This is a genomic window from Planococcus halocryophilus, assembly GCF_001687585.2.
Lineage (GTDB): Bacteria > Bacillota > Bacilli > Bacillales_A > Planococcaceae > Planococcus > Planococcus halocryophilus.
Genome location: NZ_CP016537.2, coordinates 1,487,976 through 1,504,090, shown reverse-complemented (window position 1 = coordinate 1,504,090; position 16,115 = coordinate 1,487,976). Strand labels below are relative to the sequence as shown.

Annotated in this window: 17 protein-coding genes; 3 read left to right on the top strand and 14 right to left on the bottom strand. The window is 39.1% G+C overall.

Annotation, left to right across the window (positions count from 1 at the left end):
- On the top strand, positions 1 to 591 hold the full coding sequence (locus BBI08_RS07550; RefSeq protein ID WP_008499021.1) for a hypothetical protein: 591 nt from the start codon (positions 1 to 3) through the stop codon (positions 589 to 591).
- A gap of 252 nt (positions 592 to 843) precedes the next feature.
- Here BBI08_RS07550 and BBI08_RS07545 read toward each other — a convergent pair whose 3' ends face one another.
- From BBI08_RS07545 to BBI08_RS07525, 5 genes are all read right to left on the bottom strand, one after another.
- Positions 844 to 1,254: a Fur family transcriptional regulator gene (locus BBI08_RS07545; RefSeq protein ID WP_008499020.1), complete on the bottom strand. Its 411-nt coding sequence runs from the start codon at positions 1,252 to 1,254 to the stop codon at positions 844 to 846.
- Positions 1,251 to 2,105, bottom strand: a complete 855-nt coding sequence (locus BBI08_RS07540) for a metal ABC transporter permease (RefSeq protein WP_065527922.1) — start codon at positions 2,103 to 2,105, stop codon at positions 1,251 to 1,253. The genes BBI08_RS07545 and BBI08_RS07540 overlap by 4 nt, the downstream gene beginning before the upstream one ends.
- A complete protein-coding gene (locus tag BBI08_RS07535) occupies positions 2,102 to 2,869 on the bottom strand; it encodes a metal ABC transporter ATP-binding protein (RefSeq protein WP_008499018.1) in 768 nt (255 codons plus the stop codon). The genes BBI08_RS07540 and BBI08_RS07535 overlap by 4 nt, the downstream gene beginning before the upstream one ends.
- Positions 2,870 to 3,072: 203 nt before the next feature.
- On the bottom strand, positions 3,073 to 3,966 hold the full coding sequence (locus BBI08_RS07530) for a deoxyribonuclease IV (RefSeq protein ID WP_008499017.1): 894 nt from the start codon (positions 3,964 to 3,966) through the stop codon (positions 3,073 to 3,075).
- A gap of 12 nt (positions 3,967 to 3,978) precedes the next feature.
- The gene (locus tag BBI08_RS07525) at positions 3,979 to 5,274 is read right to left on the bottom strand and encodes a DEAD/DEAH box helicase (RefSeq protein WP_008499016.1); all 1,296 of its coding nucleotides are present in this window, start codon (positions 5,272 to 5,274) and stop codon (positions 3,979 to 3,981) included.
- Between the two features lie 136 nt (positions 5,275 to 5,410).
- On the opposite strand from BBI08_RS07525, the gene BBI08_RS07520 reads away from it, so the two are divergent.
- Entirely contained in the window at positions 5,411 to 6,391 is a 981-nt protein-coding gene (locus tag BBI08_RS07520) for a 4-hydroxy-3-methylbut-2-enyl diphosphate reductase (RefSeq protein WP_008499014.1), read from the top strand.
- A 245-nt stretch (positions 6,392 to 6,636) separates the two neighbouring features.
- On the opposite strand, the gene BBI08_RS07515 is transcribed toward BBI08_RS07520, so the two are convergent.
- A complete protein-coding gene (locus tag BBI08_RS07515; protein WP_065527921.1) occupies positions 6,637 to 6,921 on the bottom strand; it encodes a hypothetical protein in 285 nt (94 codons plus the stop codon).
- 139 nt (positions 6,922 to 7,060) lie between these two features.
- Entirely contained in the window at positions 7,061 to 7,513 is a 453-nt protein-coding gene (locus BBI08_RS07510; protein WP_008499012.1) for a hypothetical protein, read from the bottom strand.
- Between the two features lie 189 nt (positions 7,514 to 7,702).
- Between BBI08_RS07510 and BBI08_RS07505 the strand changes: the two genes are divergently transcribed.
- Entirely contained in the window at positions 7,703 to 8,287 is a 585-nt protein-coding gene (locus BBI08_RS07505) for a hypothetical protein (RefSeq protein WP_008499011.1), read from the top strand.
- Positions 8,288 to 8,323: 36 nt separating this feature from the next.
- Here BBI08_RS07505 and BBI08_RS07500 read toward each other — a convergent pair whose 3' ends face one another.
- From BBI08_RS07500 to BBI08_RS07470, 7 genes are all read right to left on the bottom strand, one after another.
- A complete protein-coding gene (locus BBI08_RS07500) occupies positions 8,324 to 9,436 on the bottom strand; it encodes a Nif3-like dinuclear metal center hexameric protein (RefSeq protein WP_008499010.1) in 1,113 nt (370 codons plus the stop codon).
- Entirely contained in the window at positions 9,423 to 10,136 is a 714-nt protein-coding gene (locus BBI08_RS07495; RefSeq protein WP_008499009.1) for a tRNA (adenine(22)-N(1))-methyltransferase, read from the bottom strand. The genes BBI08_RS07500 and BBI08_RS07495 overlap by 14 nt, the downstream gene beginning before the upstream one ends.
- Before the next feature lie 64 nt (positions 10,137 to 10,200).
- Entirely contained in the window at positions 10,201 to 10,593 is a 393-nt protein-coding gene (cccA, locus tag BBI08_RS07490; protein ID WP_008499008.1) for a cytochrome c550, read from the bottom strand.
- Between the two features lie 231 nt (positions 10,594 to 10,824).
- Positions 10,825 to 11,967, bottom strand: a complete 1,143-nt coding sequence (locus BBI08_RS07485; RefSeq protein WP_008499007.1) for an acyl-CoA dehydrogenase — start codon at positions 11,965 to 11,967, stop codon at positions 10,825 to 10,827.
- Positions 11,968 to 12,121: 154 nt separating this feature from the next.
- Positions 12,122 to 13,276, bottom strand: a complete 1,155-nt coding sequence (gene rpoD, locus BBI08_RS07480) for an RNA polymerase sigma factor RpoD (protein WP_065527920.1) — start codon at positions 13,274 to 13,276, stop codon at positions 12,122 to 12,124.
- A 33-nt stretch (positions 13,277 to 13,309) separates the two neighbouring features.
- Positions 13,310 to 15,109, bottom strand: a complete 1,800-nt coding sequence (gene dnaG, locus BBI08_RS07475; RefSeq protein ID WP_008499003.1) for a DNA primase — start codon at positions 15,107 to 15,109, stop codon at positions 13,310 to 13,312.
- A 197-nt stretch (positions 15,110 to 15,306) separates the two neighbouring features.
- Positions 15,307 to 16,113 (bottom strand): pyruvate, water dikinase regulatory protein, encoded by an 807-nt coding sequence (locus BBI08_RS07470; RefSeq protein WP_008499002.1) that lies wholly within the window; start codon positions 16,111 to 16,113, stop codon positions 15,307 to 15,309.
- Between the last annotated feature and the right edge of the window lie 2 nt (positions 16,114 to 16,115).

Genomic DNA, 16,115 nt, shown 5'->3' with positions numbered 1-16,115 from the left:
ATGAAATACCGTTTCGGAATAGATATTGATGGAACAGTGACTTCTCCAACGTCACTGATTCCTCATATAAATGAACAATTTAACAGTGAATTAACTTTGGATGATATTAAAGAATATGATTTGACCGCAGCTCTACCTCATTTGACGCAAGGTGAATTTTATTCTTGGTTCCGGGATTCCGAACCGCGCATTTATGCGGCTTCTCCTGTTTCTGAGCATGCCAAACAAATTTTAAACACCTGGAAAGACCAATACGAACTGTATTATATTTCAGCTCGAGGCGACAATGTTCGTGACATTACGTTGAATTGGTTTGAAGAACATGCGATTGCGTATGATCACATTGAATTGATCGGTTCTCATAAAAAAATCGAAACAGCAAAACGTCATAATGTGGATTTGTTTTTCGAAGACAAACACGACAACGCTGTAGAAATAGCTGAAGAGCTGGATATTCCCGTTATTCTTTTTGATACACCTTATAACCGCGAGACCGTTCCATCGAATGTCGTACGCGTTTATGACTGGCTTGAAGCAGAACAATGGGTAAAAAACGAATTCAGTCTGCAAGAAACGTTAAACCGCAAATAACTAGAAAAGCGAGTCTGGATTTTTTTCCACACTCGCTTTTCTAGTTTATTTTGAAAATAAACGCTCCGATCGCTTTGGGGATGGCTCTCGTGAGTCTAGAATTCTCTTGTTGAATGAAGAATTTTTTGCTCTTGTAAAGAAACTATAATTTGATAAACTCGATGATGAAAGTTAGTTCATTTGAGAACTATTATACAAATAAGATGTATTTCCAAAATATAAAAGCGAGAGTGGACTTCCCCACTCTCGCTTTTATTTGCATTCGGGACATTTCCCGTAGATTTCAAACTTATGATTGGCAATTTCGTATGCGGGTAAAGCTGCACCTAGCATATCCATGGGACAAAGGGGAATTTCTTTTATTTTGCCACAATCCATGCAAATAAAATGATGATGATGATGATCACTTTCGCATTGCATGCGAAAATGACGTTCACCTGATAATTCCGTTTCTTCTAATATGCCGAGCGATACAAATGTTGCTAAGTTTCGATACACTGTGTCATAGCTCATGCTTGGATAGTCTTTTTGCATAACATCCAACAAATCTCTCGCAGTCAAATAACGTTCATCGTTCGAAAACAGCTCTAAAATTTGATTGCGTTTCGATGTTTCCTTGAAACCTTGGTCTTTTAGAATTTTCCATGCAGTTGTTAAATTCATGCAATCGCTCCTTTTTTACGCGAAACCATTATTTTTTTATACGCAAGGACTAGCAATAATAGGAAAATCGATGTTACAACAATTGTTCCACCAGGAGCCAAATCTAAGTAGAAAGCAGATACTAATCCGGTAATTACGGAAATTTCACCAAAAACAATCGATAAAATGATTGTTTGCTTAAAACTCTTTGTGACACGCATCGCTGTTGCAACCGGAATGGTCATAAGCGATGATACAAGTAATATACCGACAATGCGCATAGAGCCTGCAATCACGAGTGCTGTTACGATCATAAACATAAAGTGAATCCATTTAGCAGGCAAGCCAGAAGCTCTCGCATACTCGTCGTCAAATGATAAAACGAATAGTTCTTTGAAAAAGATAAACACAAAAGCAAGAACAACGACTGCTACACCAACAACAATAAACAAGTCTTCTCTGCTTACAGCTGATACTGAGCCAAATAAATAACCAAACAAGTCACTGGAAAAACCTTCAGCTAAAGAAATAAAAATAGCACCAAATCCAATACCTGCCGACAATATAATCGGTATCGCTAATTCTTGGTAATGCTTATACAAGCTTCTTAAACGTTCGATCAACATAGAGCCACCTACTGAAGCCGCAATCCCAAGAAATAATGGGTTTAAAAGAGCTAAAGAAGCTACACTTTGACTCAAGTACAAACTTCCTGCAATGCCCGCTAAGGTAACATGACTTAACGCATCAGCGATTAATGACAGTCGGCGAACAACGATAAATACGCCAAGTAACGGCGCAATAACTCCAATGATTAACCCTGCCGCAAAGGCATTTTGTAAAAATTCATAAGAAAAAATAGCTTCTATCATGTGTGGCTTCCTCCGATATGGTGAATTTTTCGGACAGAATGGCCGTACCACGCTTCGCGCTTTTCGTCACTCATCGTGTGAAGCTGTTCTTTATAGCCATGGAAATGGATTGTTTGATTTAAACACGCCACATGAGTGATTCGATCTGTTACCGTATCTACATCGTGTGTAACAAGCACCATTGTAATGTTTTTATCCTGATTTAATCTAGCCAACATATCATAAAATGCTTGAACATTTTCATGGTCAATTCCAACCGTCGGTTCATCCAGTATTAACACTTTTGGTTTTGCAATTAATGCTCGTGCAATAAAAATACGTTGTTGCTGACCACCTGATAGTTCACTAATGCTTCTATCGATAAATGCTTCCATACTGACGGCTTCTAATGCTTCAACCACTTGTTCATACGTTTTTTTGGGCATCCGATGAAACAATCCTGTTTTCTTCACTAAGCCTCCTGCCACTACTTCTTTAACAGTCGCCGGAAATCCCGAATTAAATGAATTTGATTTTTGTGATACATATCCAATCCATTCACGGTTTTTGAAGCTTTTTGAGTCTACTCCAAAAAGCTCGATTTTCCCTTTACTTGGTTTGATAAGCCCTAACATGATTTTTAATAGAGTTGATTTCCCTGATCCGTTCGGACCTAATATTGCTAAAAAATCACCTTCTTCCACTTTCATGGAAATATGATCTAACGCTTTGGTTTCTTCATAGTCAAAACTGATATCTTGAATGTCGATTAATGGCGCAACCATTGTTTCGCCTCTTTTCTAATTAATAATGATTACGATTTACATTAGAAAAGTATAGTGGAGTTCAGCACTAATGTAAATAGATTTTGCTTGAATCGCTTGTAATCAGTTTTTTCAATTCTATTGAAATAAGAGTTCGTTAAAAACAAAAAAGCTGAAGACAAGTACCCAACTACGGGACTGTCTTCAGCGATAACCACTTCTATTTATAAAGAAGATTTTAATTCTTCGATAACTCCCGGTGAAAAGACTCCCGCTTTAAACATTTCAATTTCAAATGCATACGGCGGTTTTTTATTTTTAGCATCTACTCCAACGTACGGCGTTTCGAGAATTTTTGGTACGTGCATCAAATCCGGATGATGAACAATGCCGTTTAACGCATCAAAGCCAATTTCGCCAAATCCAATGTTTTCGTGGCGGTCTTTAGCCGCTCCACGAACATTTTTACTGTCATTAATGTGTAGTACTTGAAGACGATTAATCCCAACAATACGGTCAAACTCTTCGAGTACTCCATTAAAATCTTCTTTGATGTTGTAACCCGCATCATGTGTATGACAAGTGTCAAAGCATACAGACAACCGTTCATTATGAGTCACACCATTAATAATTGCGGCGATTTCCTCAAAACTACGTCCACATTCTGTGCCTTTTCCAGCCATCGTCTCAAGCGCAATATTAACAGGATAATCTTGCGTTAAAACTTCATTTAATCCTTCAATAATCTTAGCTATCCCTGCATCAGAACCGGCTCCTACATGTGCACCTGGATGCAAAACAATTTGTTTCGCACCCAGTGCGGCAGTGCGTTCAATTTCTTTTTGTAGAAATTCAACACCGTGCTGAAAAGTTTCAGGCTTTTGCGTATTTCCTAAGTTGATAATATACGGTGCATGGACCACAATATTTGTTAAATTATTGGCTGCCATATGAGCAAGGCCAGCATCGATATTTAAGTCTTCAATCGGTTTTCGGCGCGTGTTTTGAGGTGCGCCGGTATAGATCATGAAAGTCGACGCTCCGTAAGAAGCGGCTTCTTCGCTTGCTGCAAGCAGCATCTTTTTGCCGCTCATTGATACGTGAGATCCTAATAACATTGACCTATCTCCTTATTTTTTACGATTTTTGCGTCGTTCCATTTTCTTAATTTCGTCCATTTTCCACTTCATCTTCTTCTTGTACATTGGTCTTACTTTTTTCGGCTTGTGAACCATTGTTTTCGCTTTCGCGTCTGCTTCGTTCACTTTTCTTGTACGTGTTGTCCGGCTATGACGCTCTTTCAAGTCGACAAATTCGCCTTTAACAATATCTTTTTGTTGGAAAGGAATGCCCATTTTCTCAATACGGACAATTGCATCTTCTTCTTCTGGCTTGAATAACGTAATCGCTAATCCTTTCATTCCAGCGCGAGCTGTACGGCCTACACGGTGAATGAAGAATTCCAGGTCTTCCGGTAATTCGTAGTTGATAACATGGCTAACGCCTTGAATATCAATTCCACGAGCTGCAAGATCTGTTGCTACGATGTATTGATATTCCAAGTCACGAATTTGACGCATCATTTTAACGCGTTCACGTGGTGCTAAATCGCCGTGGACACGTCCAACACGAATGCCTTCTTTTGCTAATTGGTCTGCGACATAATCCGCATTTGTACGCGTGTTAACGAAAATGATGGCTAAATAAGGATTGATCGCTTTCATCACGTCCTGCAAGCGATCCATTTTCTTTTTGCTACGAACTGGCACTAAGTAAAAGTCTAAACCATCTGCAGTTGGACGTTTGTCGCCAATTTTTACATGAACTGGTGATTCCATGTATTTTTTCAAGAATGGTTTTAATTTTTCAGGAATTGTCGCTGAAAAGACATACATTTCTAGATCGTCTTTCATTTTCCCCGCTACTTGGTCAATTTCTTCGATAAAGCCAAGATCAAAAGCTAAATCCGCTTCATCAATTACTAGAATTTTACCTGTATGCACCAACAAAGCGTTTTCTTTCACCAAGTCTCTTAATCGACCAGGCGTTCCGACTACGATATGGGGCTGTGTTTTTAGTTTGTTAATTGAACGTTGCTTGTCTGTACCACCGATAAACGATTTTACTTCAATGCCCGATCCTACAACTAGCTTTTGCAACTCATTGAAGATCTGCGTTCCAAGTTCACGTGTCGGTGCTGAAATTACCGCCTGCACTTCCTGTTTGCTGACGTCAATACGTTCTACAATTGGAATAATGAAACTATGCGTTTTTCCAGTCCCTGTGTGGGATTGTCCAATTGCACTTGTGCCTTTCAATATATGGGGCATCATTTCCTTTTGAATCTGTGTCGGTTCCGTAAAACCAAGTTTTTCTACCGCTTCTAATAGAAACGGTTTGAATGGATATTCGTTAAATTTTGTCATGGGATTAAATTCCCTCCTTACGCTCTAGACATTATAGCATAAAATCACCACTTTACGCGATGCAACTTTTGTAAAGCTGTGCCGTCTCCGTTATAATGAATATATGATTGTGAAATTGAAAGGAGCGCGGTACTGGATGAAAGTTATGAAAATATCGCCAAGAGGATATTGTTACGGAGTGGTCGATGCGATGGTTATCGCAAAAAATGCTGCAATGGACGAAAGTTTACCACGCCCCATTTATATACTAGGAATGATTGTCCATAATAAACACGTAACAGATGCTTTTGAAGAAGATGGCATTATTACATTAGATGGTCCAAACCGTCTTGAAATTTTAGAAAAAGTAGAATCGGGTACCGTTATCTTTACTGCACATGGTGTTTCTCCACAAGTTCGCGAGCTAGCGAGACGTAAAGGCTTAGTATCAATTGATGCAACATGTCCTGACGTTACAGTTACTCATGACTTGATCCGCGAGAAAACTGCAGATGGCTACCAAATCGTCTATATTGGTAAAAGTGGACACCCTGAACCTGAAGGCGCAATTGGCGTCGCACCAGATATGGTTCATTTAGTAGAAAGTGTTGAAGACGTTAACCAATTAGAACTCGATTCTGAAAAAATCATTGTGACGAACCAAACAACCATGAGCCAATGGGACGTTGTAGCAATGATGGAACGCTTGAAAGAAAAATTTCCACATTCTGAAGTTCATAAAGAAATTTGCCTAGCTACGCAAGTGCGTCAAGAAGCGGTCGCACAACAAGCAGGCGATACTGATTTATTGTTAGTTATTGGAGATCCAATGAGCAATAACTCAAATCGTTTAGCACAAGTATCTCAAGACATCGCCGGAACTCCTGCATATCGTATTTCTGATTTGTCTGAGTTAAAGCTAGAATGGTTAGCAGGCGTTGAAACTGTAGGTATTACAGCAGGTGCCTCTACCCCAACACCAATTGTTAAAGAAGTGATGAAATTCTTGGATCTTTACGACCCAGCAGACCCAAGTACTCATCAGTTAACTCGTTCTGTACCACTCAATAAAATTTTACCGAAAATCAAGCATCCGAAACCATCGGATCGCATTGAGCCTTACCCAGTAGGTGAATAATTAAAAGCTGTCGCAAAAGTTAGGTTCTAACTTTTTGCGACAGCTTTTTTTATTCTACAGATTATTTAGTAAGGTGATGACATACTTATGACAAAAAGAAGGCTCGCGATACTGAAGTATAGCAATAGTTTATCTCGTTTAGTCACCTTTTTTTCAATGACTAAATATAAAAGAAACGTTACCCAGATACAGCATAATGCAGCAATAAATATTTCCATTTAGCAGCTCCCTTTATTAGCCTCTTTCTACATGAATTGACTCTCAGTAAACATGTACCCAATCGTAAGTAGCGATAAGATCAGCATTCCTGATTTTATCCAAATTACCTTGTTACTCATTCCATTCTTTTTTTCTAGATAATAAATGTAATGAACAAGTATTATAAAGCCAATAAAAGTTAAAAAGAAACCTGGTGTATTCACGTTTCCTACGAACAATATATATTCTAGAAGACCGAATGCCAACAAGAACATTCCCACTCCTGCAATCACCATATAAATGTAAGAAGCCCCAGTCTTTTTCTTCTCCATATTCACCCTTCTTTCAAAAGACTAGATAAGTTCATTTCATATACTTATGACATTAGCTACTGCAAATACTATAGGTTTATTGCAGCTACGTATTTAAGTACTATCTGTTGGAAGGACTTACTTTAAAAAATTCACTGTCTTATATTGGATTTTTAGTTTCTAGTACTTCAGCTTTTGAATTACCACAAAATTTAACGCTCGCTAATACGGTGTAACCGAAAACCAATCCGGCCACTGTAGGGACAGTCGTTCCACCAAAAAGAAGTATATTTGGAATAGGTAACCAACCTTCTGCTATAGGTGCAAACGGGACGAATGTCATCAACACAAGATAAAGCGAAGGCAATCCAATTGCAGCAAATTTGATCCAGTGGTAAGTCCATGCTCCGCTATTAGTCAGTTGAAGTATGAATTTCGGCGTACGAAGCAATACACCTATCACTACTGGAAATAAAGCAATGTACAGTTGAATTGGAAAAAGGTTAAATGTCATTTGAGATTTCTCAGCTACTTGTGACTGTAGGTACATTCCTAAGTACAAGATTAATCCAATGACTAGCGTCCACATGAAATAATACAAAAATTGTTTCAAAACAAACTCCCCCTTTTGTTCTTATTCAATAAATCACCTTTCTTCATATACGAAAATGGGTGAGAATCGTTTCATTTATTTGAAAAAAATAATTACAAAGCTAACTTTTGATATATAAACTGCAAATTTCAGATATACGTGTAATACTAAAAATTAGAGCTATTCTTTAATATAAAGGAGACATGACTTATGGGTAAGGTCTACATCACTCATGAACTTATTGGTTCTGATGGAGAAATTCTTACATGTGACAACATTCAAAACCTTGTAAAGTTTTATGTGACGCCCTCTACATCCGTTAATTATTCTGATGCGACTTGTGAAATACTAGTTGATTTCATTTTTACAAAAGCCCTGTTTCCAATCTATCTTACATTCGAACCTTTCACCGGAATGGAAGAGGATTTAGAAAACCTTTTCCAAAACAAAAATATCGAGTACACATTAAGATTCGAGGGTCTGAAAAACAAACGCTTTCCTGTTTTTAAACTTACAATCGAATCGTCTTCTACACTAAGTTTTGTTTTGCAAGAAACTTTTTGGATAGCAACTTGTAATCAATTCTATGCATTTTCTTTCTCAGATAAAATTATGTATAGAACCTTGATAGGCAAGAGCTGGTTTGGACGTAAGAAGACGTCGATATGGCCCCACTTTAATATGAACGGTGCTTCAACCGTTATCGAGATTTGGTATGACGGAGATGGATTCAACCTCTATACAACCGACCCTCATTTTTCAACTAACACATCGATTATAAAGACTGAAGAGTGATTGCCAATAAAAAAAAGAAGAAGCTGCAGCTTCTTCTCACATAAACCGGAATGGTTCTGTATTCGTTTCGGATGGTAAAAATTCGCATTGCCAAGTTGGTTGCTGATTAGACATATGGTTTACGACACCTTTGATCATTACTTTTTCAACATGGTGACCGGGATCGATAACGTTTAAACCGATGTCTTGTGCATCTTGAGCTACATGGAAATACAAATCACCTGTTACATATACATCTGCTCCTGAACGTTTTGCTTGTTGAATGTATTTATTGCCATCGCCACCGAGAACGGCTACTTTTTTGATCACCGTGTCAGGCGCGCCTACAACGCGAAGAGCAGGAACATCTAATTTTTGTTTTGCCCATTCTGCAAATTCGGCTAACGTCATTGCTGTATCAAGCGTACCTATACGTCCAAGCCCCATTGTGATTTCCTTATTTTCTAGCGTGAAAACATCATAAGCCACTTCTTCATAAGGATGTGCGGAAATCATCGCTTTAATCACACGATCTTTTTCGTTTTTGCGAGCGACTACTTCTACTTTCGATTCCGCAGTCACTTCCATTTTACCGGCTTCTCCAATATAAGGATCCGCTTCATTTGTCGGTCGGAAACGACCTGTACCAGACAAAGTATAGCTGCAAGATTCATAATCCCCAATTGCCCCTGCTCCAGCTTTAGCTAACGCTTCGCGAACTGATTCTTCATGAGTTTCAGGAACGAATACTGCAATCTTCACTAATTCGGCTTCATAAGTTGGAACTAACACTTTGGTGTTTTGCAAACCAAGTGCTGCTGCTAATAAGTCATTGACTCCGCCTACCGCAACATCTAAATTTGTATGTGCTGCATAAACTGCGATATCGGATTTAATCAGTTTTTCCATTAACCGACCTTGCGGTAAATCCGTCTGCAAGTTTTTCAATGGACGAAAAATCGGTGGGTGATGAGCAATAATTAACCCCGCACCTTTAGCAATTGCTTCGTCAACAACTTCTTCATTGACATCTAGGGTTACTAAAACACGTTCGATTTTCTTGTTTAATGTTCCTACATGCAATCCGATTGGATCGCCATCCATGGCTAAATATTTCGGTGACCACTTTTCGAATTCCTCAATGATTTGGTGTCCATTAGGAATTTTCACGTTGCAACACCTCTTCTACCAATTGTATTTTTTTTACGAGTTCCTGTTTCTTCTCAACAATTTCAATGGTTTGTGCGGTTGCTTCCATTGATGCTACAATCTTTTTCCATTGCGCGCTTTCACGCATCCATTTTTCTTGGAAAATAGCTGTCTTATGTTTGAGTAACTCTGGCCCCATTAATAATTGTTGAGCAGACCACGAAACAGGAGACTGCGCTTTTTCAAGCACTAAAATTTCATAGATTTTTTCGTTTTCTTTCAAAATTTCTTCTTCTACTATATCCCACTCATTTGAAACGGCCCAGTCACGAATGGCTTTGGCATGAACATTTGGCTGCAAGATCAATCTTTCTACGCCCGTTAACTTTTCTCTACCATGTTCTAATATAGAGCATATTAAAGGACCGCCCATACCTGCAATTGTAACAGCTGTAATGCCGTCTTCAGGTGAGATTGCATCGAGCCCACTTGCTAATCGGACCTCAATTTTTTCCGTAAGCTGTTCTTGCTGAACTTGTTTTTGTGCCGATTCAAATGGGCCTTTAACGACTTCCCCGGCAATGGCTTTTTCAACTACGCCGTTTAGTACCAAATAACATGGCAAATAAGCATGATCACTGCCGATGTCCGCTACGACTGCATCTTTTGGTACATGTTGGGCAACTCTTGTTAGCCGATGTGATAATTGTTGAGCATTCATTCGGTTCCTCCTAATTTAACAGAAAAACCCTTAGTTCAAGAAGAACTAAGGGTATTTTTAGATACTATTCGAGTGATAAAACCCACTCAGCCATTGCCGCTGCGTTTGCTTCGTCAACAAGTCCAGCCGGCATACCGCCTTTACCGTTAACCAAGATATCTTCGATGTCTGCTTGCGGAAGTTCTGTAGCTACTAATGAAGGACCTACTCCGCCTTCATAGCTTGAACCATGACAAGAAATACAGTTTGCTTGTGCAGTTGCTTCAGGATCGAAATCCCCCTCAGCTGTTTCTCCGCCTTCTTCACCTTCAGCAGCTGTTTCTCCGCCGCCTTCTTCTGCTGCTTGTTCTTCTGCGATTTCAGCTTCGTTACTAACTCCTTGTACTGATAAGAAGAAAATTAAACCAATACCGAACGCCATGATTAAGATATAAGGTACAATTGCATTTTTTTGCATCCGTTACCCCTCCCTCTACTAAGTTCTGCTTGATGATATTATTCGTATCATTCATTATTGTACTGTATTATCATTAAAACGAAAAGTCTTAACAGATAACTTTTCCTTGTTTGTGACAAAAATAGTAATTTAATTTCATTTAATACGACTTTAATTCGTTTTCGTTTGTTTTATTATCGACATATCATTTTAAACAATATAAGCCCTGCGATTTGCAGGGCTTAGTTTTTTTTAATAGCAACCGATTTGGCGAGCAATAACCATGCGTTGAATTTCAGATGTACCTTCACCGATTTCCAGTAATTTCGCATCACGCATATATCGTTCCACTTCGTATTCTTTCATGTAACCATAGCCACCATGAATTTGAATCGCTTCATTGGCTACTTCCATCGAAATTTCAGAAGCATATAACTTTGCCATTGAAGCTTCTTTTGTAAACGGTCGGCCTTGATCTTTTAACCAAGCGGCTTTGTATACCATATTACGAGCCAATTCTATTTTCATGGCCATATCTGCAAGTTTAAACTGTGTTACTTGGAACTCAGATAACGTTTTGCCAAACTGTTTGCGTTCTTTAGAGTAAGCAAGAGCTTTGTTAAACGCGCCTTGTGCGATCCCTACAGCCATTGCAGCGATACCAATACGGCCGCCATCTAATGTTACTAAAAATTGCTTAAAGCCGTCTCCACGCTTGCCCAATAAGTTTTCTTTCGGTACACGGACATTTTCTAATACTAATTCTGTTGTGTTGGAAGAATGTAGACCCATTTTTTCATAATTATCAATGATCGTAAAACCTTCTGCATCGGTCGGTACAATAATCGCACTTATTTCTTTTTTGCCATCTTCCATCCCAGTAATGGCTGTAATGGCTAAATGCTTCGCGTGACTAGCATTGGTAATATATACTTTCGAACCGTTGATAACCCAATCGTCACCATCTTCTATTGCACGAGTTTCTGTTCCTCCTGCGTCTGATCCAGCATTCGGTTCTGTTAAACCAAATGCACCGAACGATTCACCTGTACAAATCGGCGTTAAGTATTTTTCTTTTTGTTCTTCGGTTCCAAATAAGTTTAGCGGAGCTCCGCCAAGTGAAATATGCGCAGAATAAGTAATTCCTGTAGAAGCACAAACGCGGCTCAATTCTTCTGTCACAATAGCAAAACTAGTTGTATCCGCTCCCGATCCACCGTATTTTTCATCAAACGGCAAGCCCATCATCCCCATGTCGGACAGCTGTTTGAAGATTTCAGTTGGAAACGCTTTTGAACGGTCACGATCGATGGCACCTGGTGCCACCACCTTATCAGAAAATTCTTTGATGGTTTTTTTAATCATTTGTTGTTCTTGTGTCAAATCGAAATTCATTTGTTTTACATCCCCTTTGTCGTGAATACGCTTACAACTTTCATTATATAGGGAAAATTAAGACGAATTCAAGCTTTAACTCGAATTCCTTTTTTTCGTCCCATAGAAAAGAGCCGCATTCGTGTAAAACCCGATGCAGCTCTTGCCTGTTTTATTATTCAAGAAAATCTTTTAATCGTTTACTGCGTGATGGATGACGCAGTTTGCGTAATGCTTTAGCTTCGATTTGACGAATCCGTTCACGTGTTACACCAAATACTTTACCTACTTCTTCTAATGTCCGTGTGCGACCATCATCTAAACCAAAACGTAAACGCAGTACGTTTTCTTCACGGTCAGTTAATGTATCTAACACATCTTCTAATTGTTCTTTCAATAATTCATAAGCAGCGTGATCAGAAGGCGATTGCGCATCTGAATCTTCGATAAAGTCACCTAAGTGCGAATCATCTTCTTCACCGATTGGCGTTTCAAGTGATACAGGCTCTTGAGCGATTTTTAAGATTTCACGAACTTTTTCTGGAAGTAAATCCATTTCTTCACCGATTTCTTCCGGAGAAGGATCACGGCCAAGATCTTGCAATAGCTGACGCTGTACACGGATCAGTTTGTTAATTGTTTCAACCATATGAACTGGAATACGGATAGTACGTGCTTGGTCAGCGATGGCACGAGTGATTGCTTGACGAATCCACCAAGTTGCATACGTACTAAATTTGAATCCTTTAGAGTAGTCAAATTTCTCAACAGCTTTGATCAAGCCCATGTTTCCTTCTTGGATTAGATCTAAGAACAACATACCACGACCAACATAACGTTTTGCAATACTTACCACTAAACGCAAATTGGCTTCAGCAAGGCGTTTTTTCGCTTCTTCATCACCTTGTTCAATCAATTTTGCCAAACGGACTTCTTCTTCCGCTTTCAATAAATCCACGCGTCCGATTTCTTTCAAGTACATACGGACAGGGTCGTTGATTTTAATGCCCGGTGGCACACTTAAATCATTCAAGTCGAATTTATCTTCGGTCGGTTTCATTAAACGGTCTAAATGCTCTTCATCGTCGGATTTACGCTCCAATTCGATGCCGTGCCCTTCTAACTGGTCGATAAATTCTTCTACTGCATCGGATTCCATTTCAAAAACCGCTAATTTGTCAGCAATTTGTTCGTAGTTGAGTTCTCCGGTTTTTTTACCTGCTTCAATCAGCTGTTTTTTCGCTTCTTCTACAGTTGCTTCCGGACCTTCAGTAGTCAATGGAACATTGCTTGCTTCAACTTCAGTTTGGCGTTCAGATTTCTCGGCCATGTGACTTCCTCCTTTAAAAAAACCGGAATTAACTTACAATGATTTTCGTAAAGCAATCACTTCTTGTGCAAGAAGTAAAGCGCGCTTTAAGTCATGCTGTTTTTCCGCTTCTTTTGATTGCTGGATTTTTAAATTGATTTGCTGCTCGATCCGATGTTTTTGCAAATGCTTTAAACAATCGGCAATTTCTTCATCCGCATGTTCCGGATCGCGTTCGGATAATGCGGTTTCCATAACGAGTTTGCGGAGTTCTGCATCTTGCAATGTCTCCAAAAACATATGAAAATCTGCTTTATCCCATTCCTCATAGAAACCGAGCAATTGAACATACAGCGCCTGGAATTCTTCACTGACAAATGGAATGCCATTGTCTTCGACCACTAATTTATCCATAACCGACGGATCTGCCAGTGCATGAGACAATAGCATTCTCTCAGCTCTATGCAACGAGGTAATCCGTTTCGGTTCTTTTTTAGCTGTCTTTATAATCGTTGGTTCAGGACGGTTCCGTTCGATTGTCTTGTTTTCTAGTTTCCTATAATGCTGAAGGATAGCTTCTTGAGACAATCCAGTTTCCACTGATAATTGCTTTATATATAAATCTCGCTCTAAAGGCGAGGATCTACCAGCTAAAAGTTGCAACACTTCCTGTATGTATTGCAACAGGTCGTTTTCGTACTGAAAGTTTTTATGTCTTCGGGCGTGCATCATTGCGAATGCAATAAATGCATGTGGTTTACCGATAATTTGATCTTTGAAAGCCTCAGCGCCGTTGTCACGAACATAATCATCAGGATCCATTTTCCCTGGTAATACTGCCACTTCCACTTTAAAATTTTCTTCGTTTAAAGAAATAGCGGCTCTTTTCGCAGCTTCCCAACCTGCATCATCTCCATCAAAACAAATGACGACTTCTTGGGCAAAACGCTTCATTTGTCGAATATGCTGAGCCGTGAGTGATGTGCCCATAGTTGCTAAGGCATTATCAACACCTGCTTTACCCGCTGCAATGACATCCATAAACCCTTCAAACAAAATGATTTTTCTATTTTTGCGTATAGCGCTTCTAGCATGATGTACATTATAAAGCACTTGACTTTTTTGGAAAATCGGAGATTCAGGGCTGTTCATATATTTAGCTTCTTGTTTTGTATGCTCAAGAACTCTTCCAGAAAAGGCGATTATTTTGCCTGTTTCATTCATAATTGGAAACATGATTCTACCACGAAATCGGTCAAAATAGCCGCTTGATTGCTCACGCGCAATCGCTAAACCACTCGTTTCTAACTCTTCTTCAGAAAAACCTTTTCGTTTTAACGAAGAAGCCATGTAATTCCACTCTGGAAGCGACCAACCGATTCTGTTTTTCTCGATGATTTCTCGAGTAAAGCCTCTATTTTCCAAATAGTCCAATGCCGCTTGGCCTTCTTCCGTATTCAATAGAATATGTTGATACATGTCCGCAGCAAACTCGTGCATCAAAATTAATTGTTGATCTTCTTTTGATTGCACCGGACCGGAATCGGCAGGGGCTTGTATATCGACATCTATGCCAGCGCGACTCCCTAACCTTGACAAGGCGTCTTGGAAAGTTAAATTCTCAATATCCATCAGAAAAGTGATGACATTGCCACCAGCTCCACAACCAAAGCAATGAAAAATCTGCTTATCGGCCGTAACTGAAAAAGATGGTGTGCTTTCTCCATGAAAAGGACAAAGGCCGAACCAATTGCGACCTCTTTTTGTTAACTGGACATATTCACCAACAATATCGACTATGTCTGTGCTGGACCGAATCTTTTCAATCACTTCTTCAGGAACTCTATTGGACATTATTTTCACCATCTTTGTTTGCTTAACTTAAGTAATTCGTGATACAAAGACAAAATCCTTCATTTTTCGACAAAAAGATAAAGCAAACTATTTATCCGTTAGTAAGCTTTAGCCACAATTCTTCATTATAAAACTTCTTAATGAAAAAATCCACCAAAAAGAAAGAAAAACCGCCTCTGAAGGTGGTTTTCCCAAAATTATTTTTGGAGTTTGCCGAGTATCAAATTCGCTGTTTCTTCAACAGCTCGATTTGTCACATCAACGATTTCACAACCGATGCGATCGACTACTTTGTGAAAATGTTTGATTTCTTCGTGGATGCGATCGATTTTCGCGTAATTTGCATCATCGTTCAATCCTAAAGCGATCAGTCTTTCTTTCCGGATAAAATTGAGTTTATCTGGTGAAATAACTAAACCAAAGCATTTTTTTGGATCTACAAGATACAGTTCTTCTGGTGGATCTACTTCTGGTACGAGTGGAACGTTAGCCACTTTCAAGCGTTTATGCGCTAAATATTGAGATAGTGGTGTTTTAGAAGTTCGAGAAATCCCAACTAATACAATATCCGCCATTAAAATGCCACGTGGGTCTCGTCCGTCATCGTATTTAACCGCAAACTCAATGGCTTCTACTTTTTTAAAATAATCATCATCTAATTTGCGGACTAATCCTGCTTCTTGCAATGGTGATGCATTCAGTTCATTTTCGAGGGCATCTAACAATGGCCCCATTAAATCCACTGCTGTAACATGAAATTTAGCGGTTTCAGACTGCATATAGTCGCGTAGTTCTTGAGAAACTAAAGTATAGACGATAAAAGCTTTTTGTGCGACAGCCAATTTGACGATTTCTTGCAGGTGGTCAATTGAATCGATATAAGGAAACCGTTTTAAAACTGCATTTTGATCTGCGTTCAAATATTGGCTAATTGCTGCTTTCGCGACCAGTTCGCCTGTCTCACCAACTGAATCGGATACAATGAATAATCGCAGTGACTTCATAA

Excerpts from the sequence above, each read along its gene's own strand:
- BBI08_RS07550 (WP_008499021.1), top strand. The coding sequence starts at position 1 with ATGAAATACCGTTTCGGAATAGATATTGATGGAACAGTGACTTCTCCA.
- BBI08_RS07545 (WP_008499020.1), bottom strand. The coding sequence starts at position 1,254 with ATGAATTTAACAACTGCATGGAAAATTCTAAAAGACCAAGGTTTCAAG.
- BBI08_RS07540 (WP_065527922.1), bottom strand. The coding sequence starts at position 2,105 with ATGATAGAAGCTATTTTTTCTTATGAATTTTTACAAAATGCCTTTGCG.
- BBI08_RS07535 (WP_008499018.1), bottom strand. The coding sequence starts at position 2,869 with ATGGTTGCGCCATTAATCGACATTCAAGATATCAGTTTTGACTATGAA.
- BBI08_RS07530 (WP_008499017.1), bottom strand. The coding sequence starts at position 3,966 with ATGTTATTAGGATCTCACGTATCAATGAGCGGCAAAAAGATGCTGCTT.
- BBI08_RS07525 (WP_008499016.1), bottom strand. The coding sequence starts at position 5,274 with ATGACAAAATTTAACGAATATCCATTCAAACCGTTTCTATTAGAAGCG.
- BBI08_RS07520 (WP_008499014.1), top strand. The coding sequence starts at position 5,411 with ATGAAAGTTATGAAAATATCGCCAAGAGGATATTGTTACGGAGTGGTC.
- BBI08_RS07515 (WP_065527921.1), bottom strand. The coding sequence starts at position 6,921 with ATGGAGAAGAAAAAGACTGGGGCTTCTTACATTTATATGGTGATTGCA.
- BBI08_RS07505 (WP_008499011.1), top strand. The coding sequence starts at position 7,703 with ATGGGTAAGGTCTACATCACTCATGAACTTATTGGTTCTGATGGAGAA.
- BBI08_RS07495 (WP_008499009.1), bottom strand. The coding sequence starts at position 10,136 with ATGAATGCTCAACAATTATCACATCGGCTAACAAGAGTTGCCCAACAT.
- cccA (WP_008499008.1), bottom strand. The coding sequence starts at position 10,593 with ATGCAAAAAAATGCAATTGTACCTTATATCTTAATCATGGCGTTCGGT.
- BBI08_RS07485 (WP_008499007.1), bottom strand. The coding sequence starts at position 11,967 with ATGAATTTCGATTTGACACAAGAACAACAAATGATTAAAAAAACCATC.
- rpoD (WP_065527920.1), bottom strand. The coding sequence starts at position 13,276 with ATGGCCGAGAAATCTGAACGCCAAACTGAAGTTGAAGCAAGCAATGTT.
- dnaG (WP_008499003.1), bottom strand. The coding sequence starts at position 15,109 with ATGTCCAATAGAGTTCCTGAAGAAGTGATTGAAAAGATTCGGTCCAGC.
- BBI08_RS07470 (WP_008499002.1), bottom strand. The coding sequence starts at position 16,113 with ATGAAGTCACTGCGATTATTCATTGTATCCGATTCAGTTGGTGAGACA.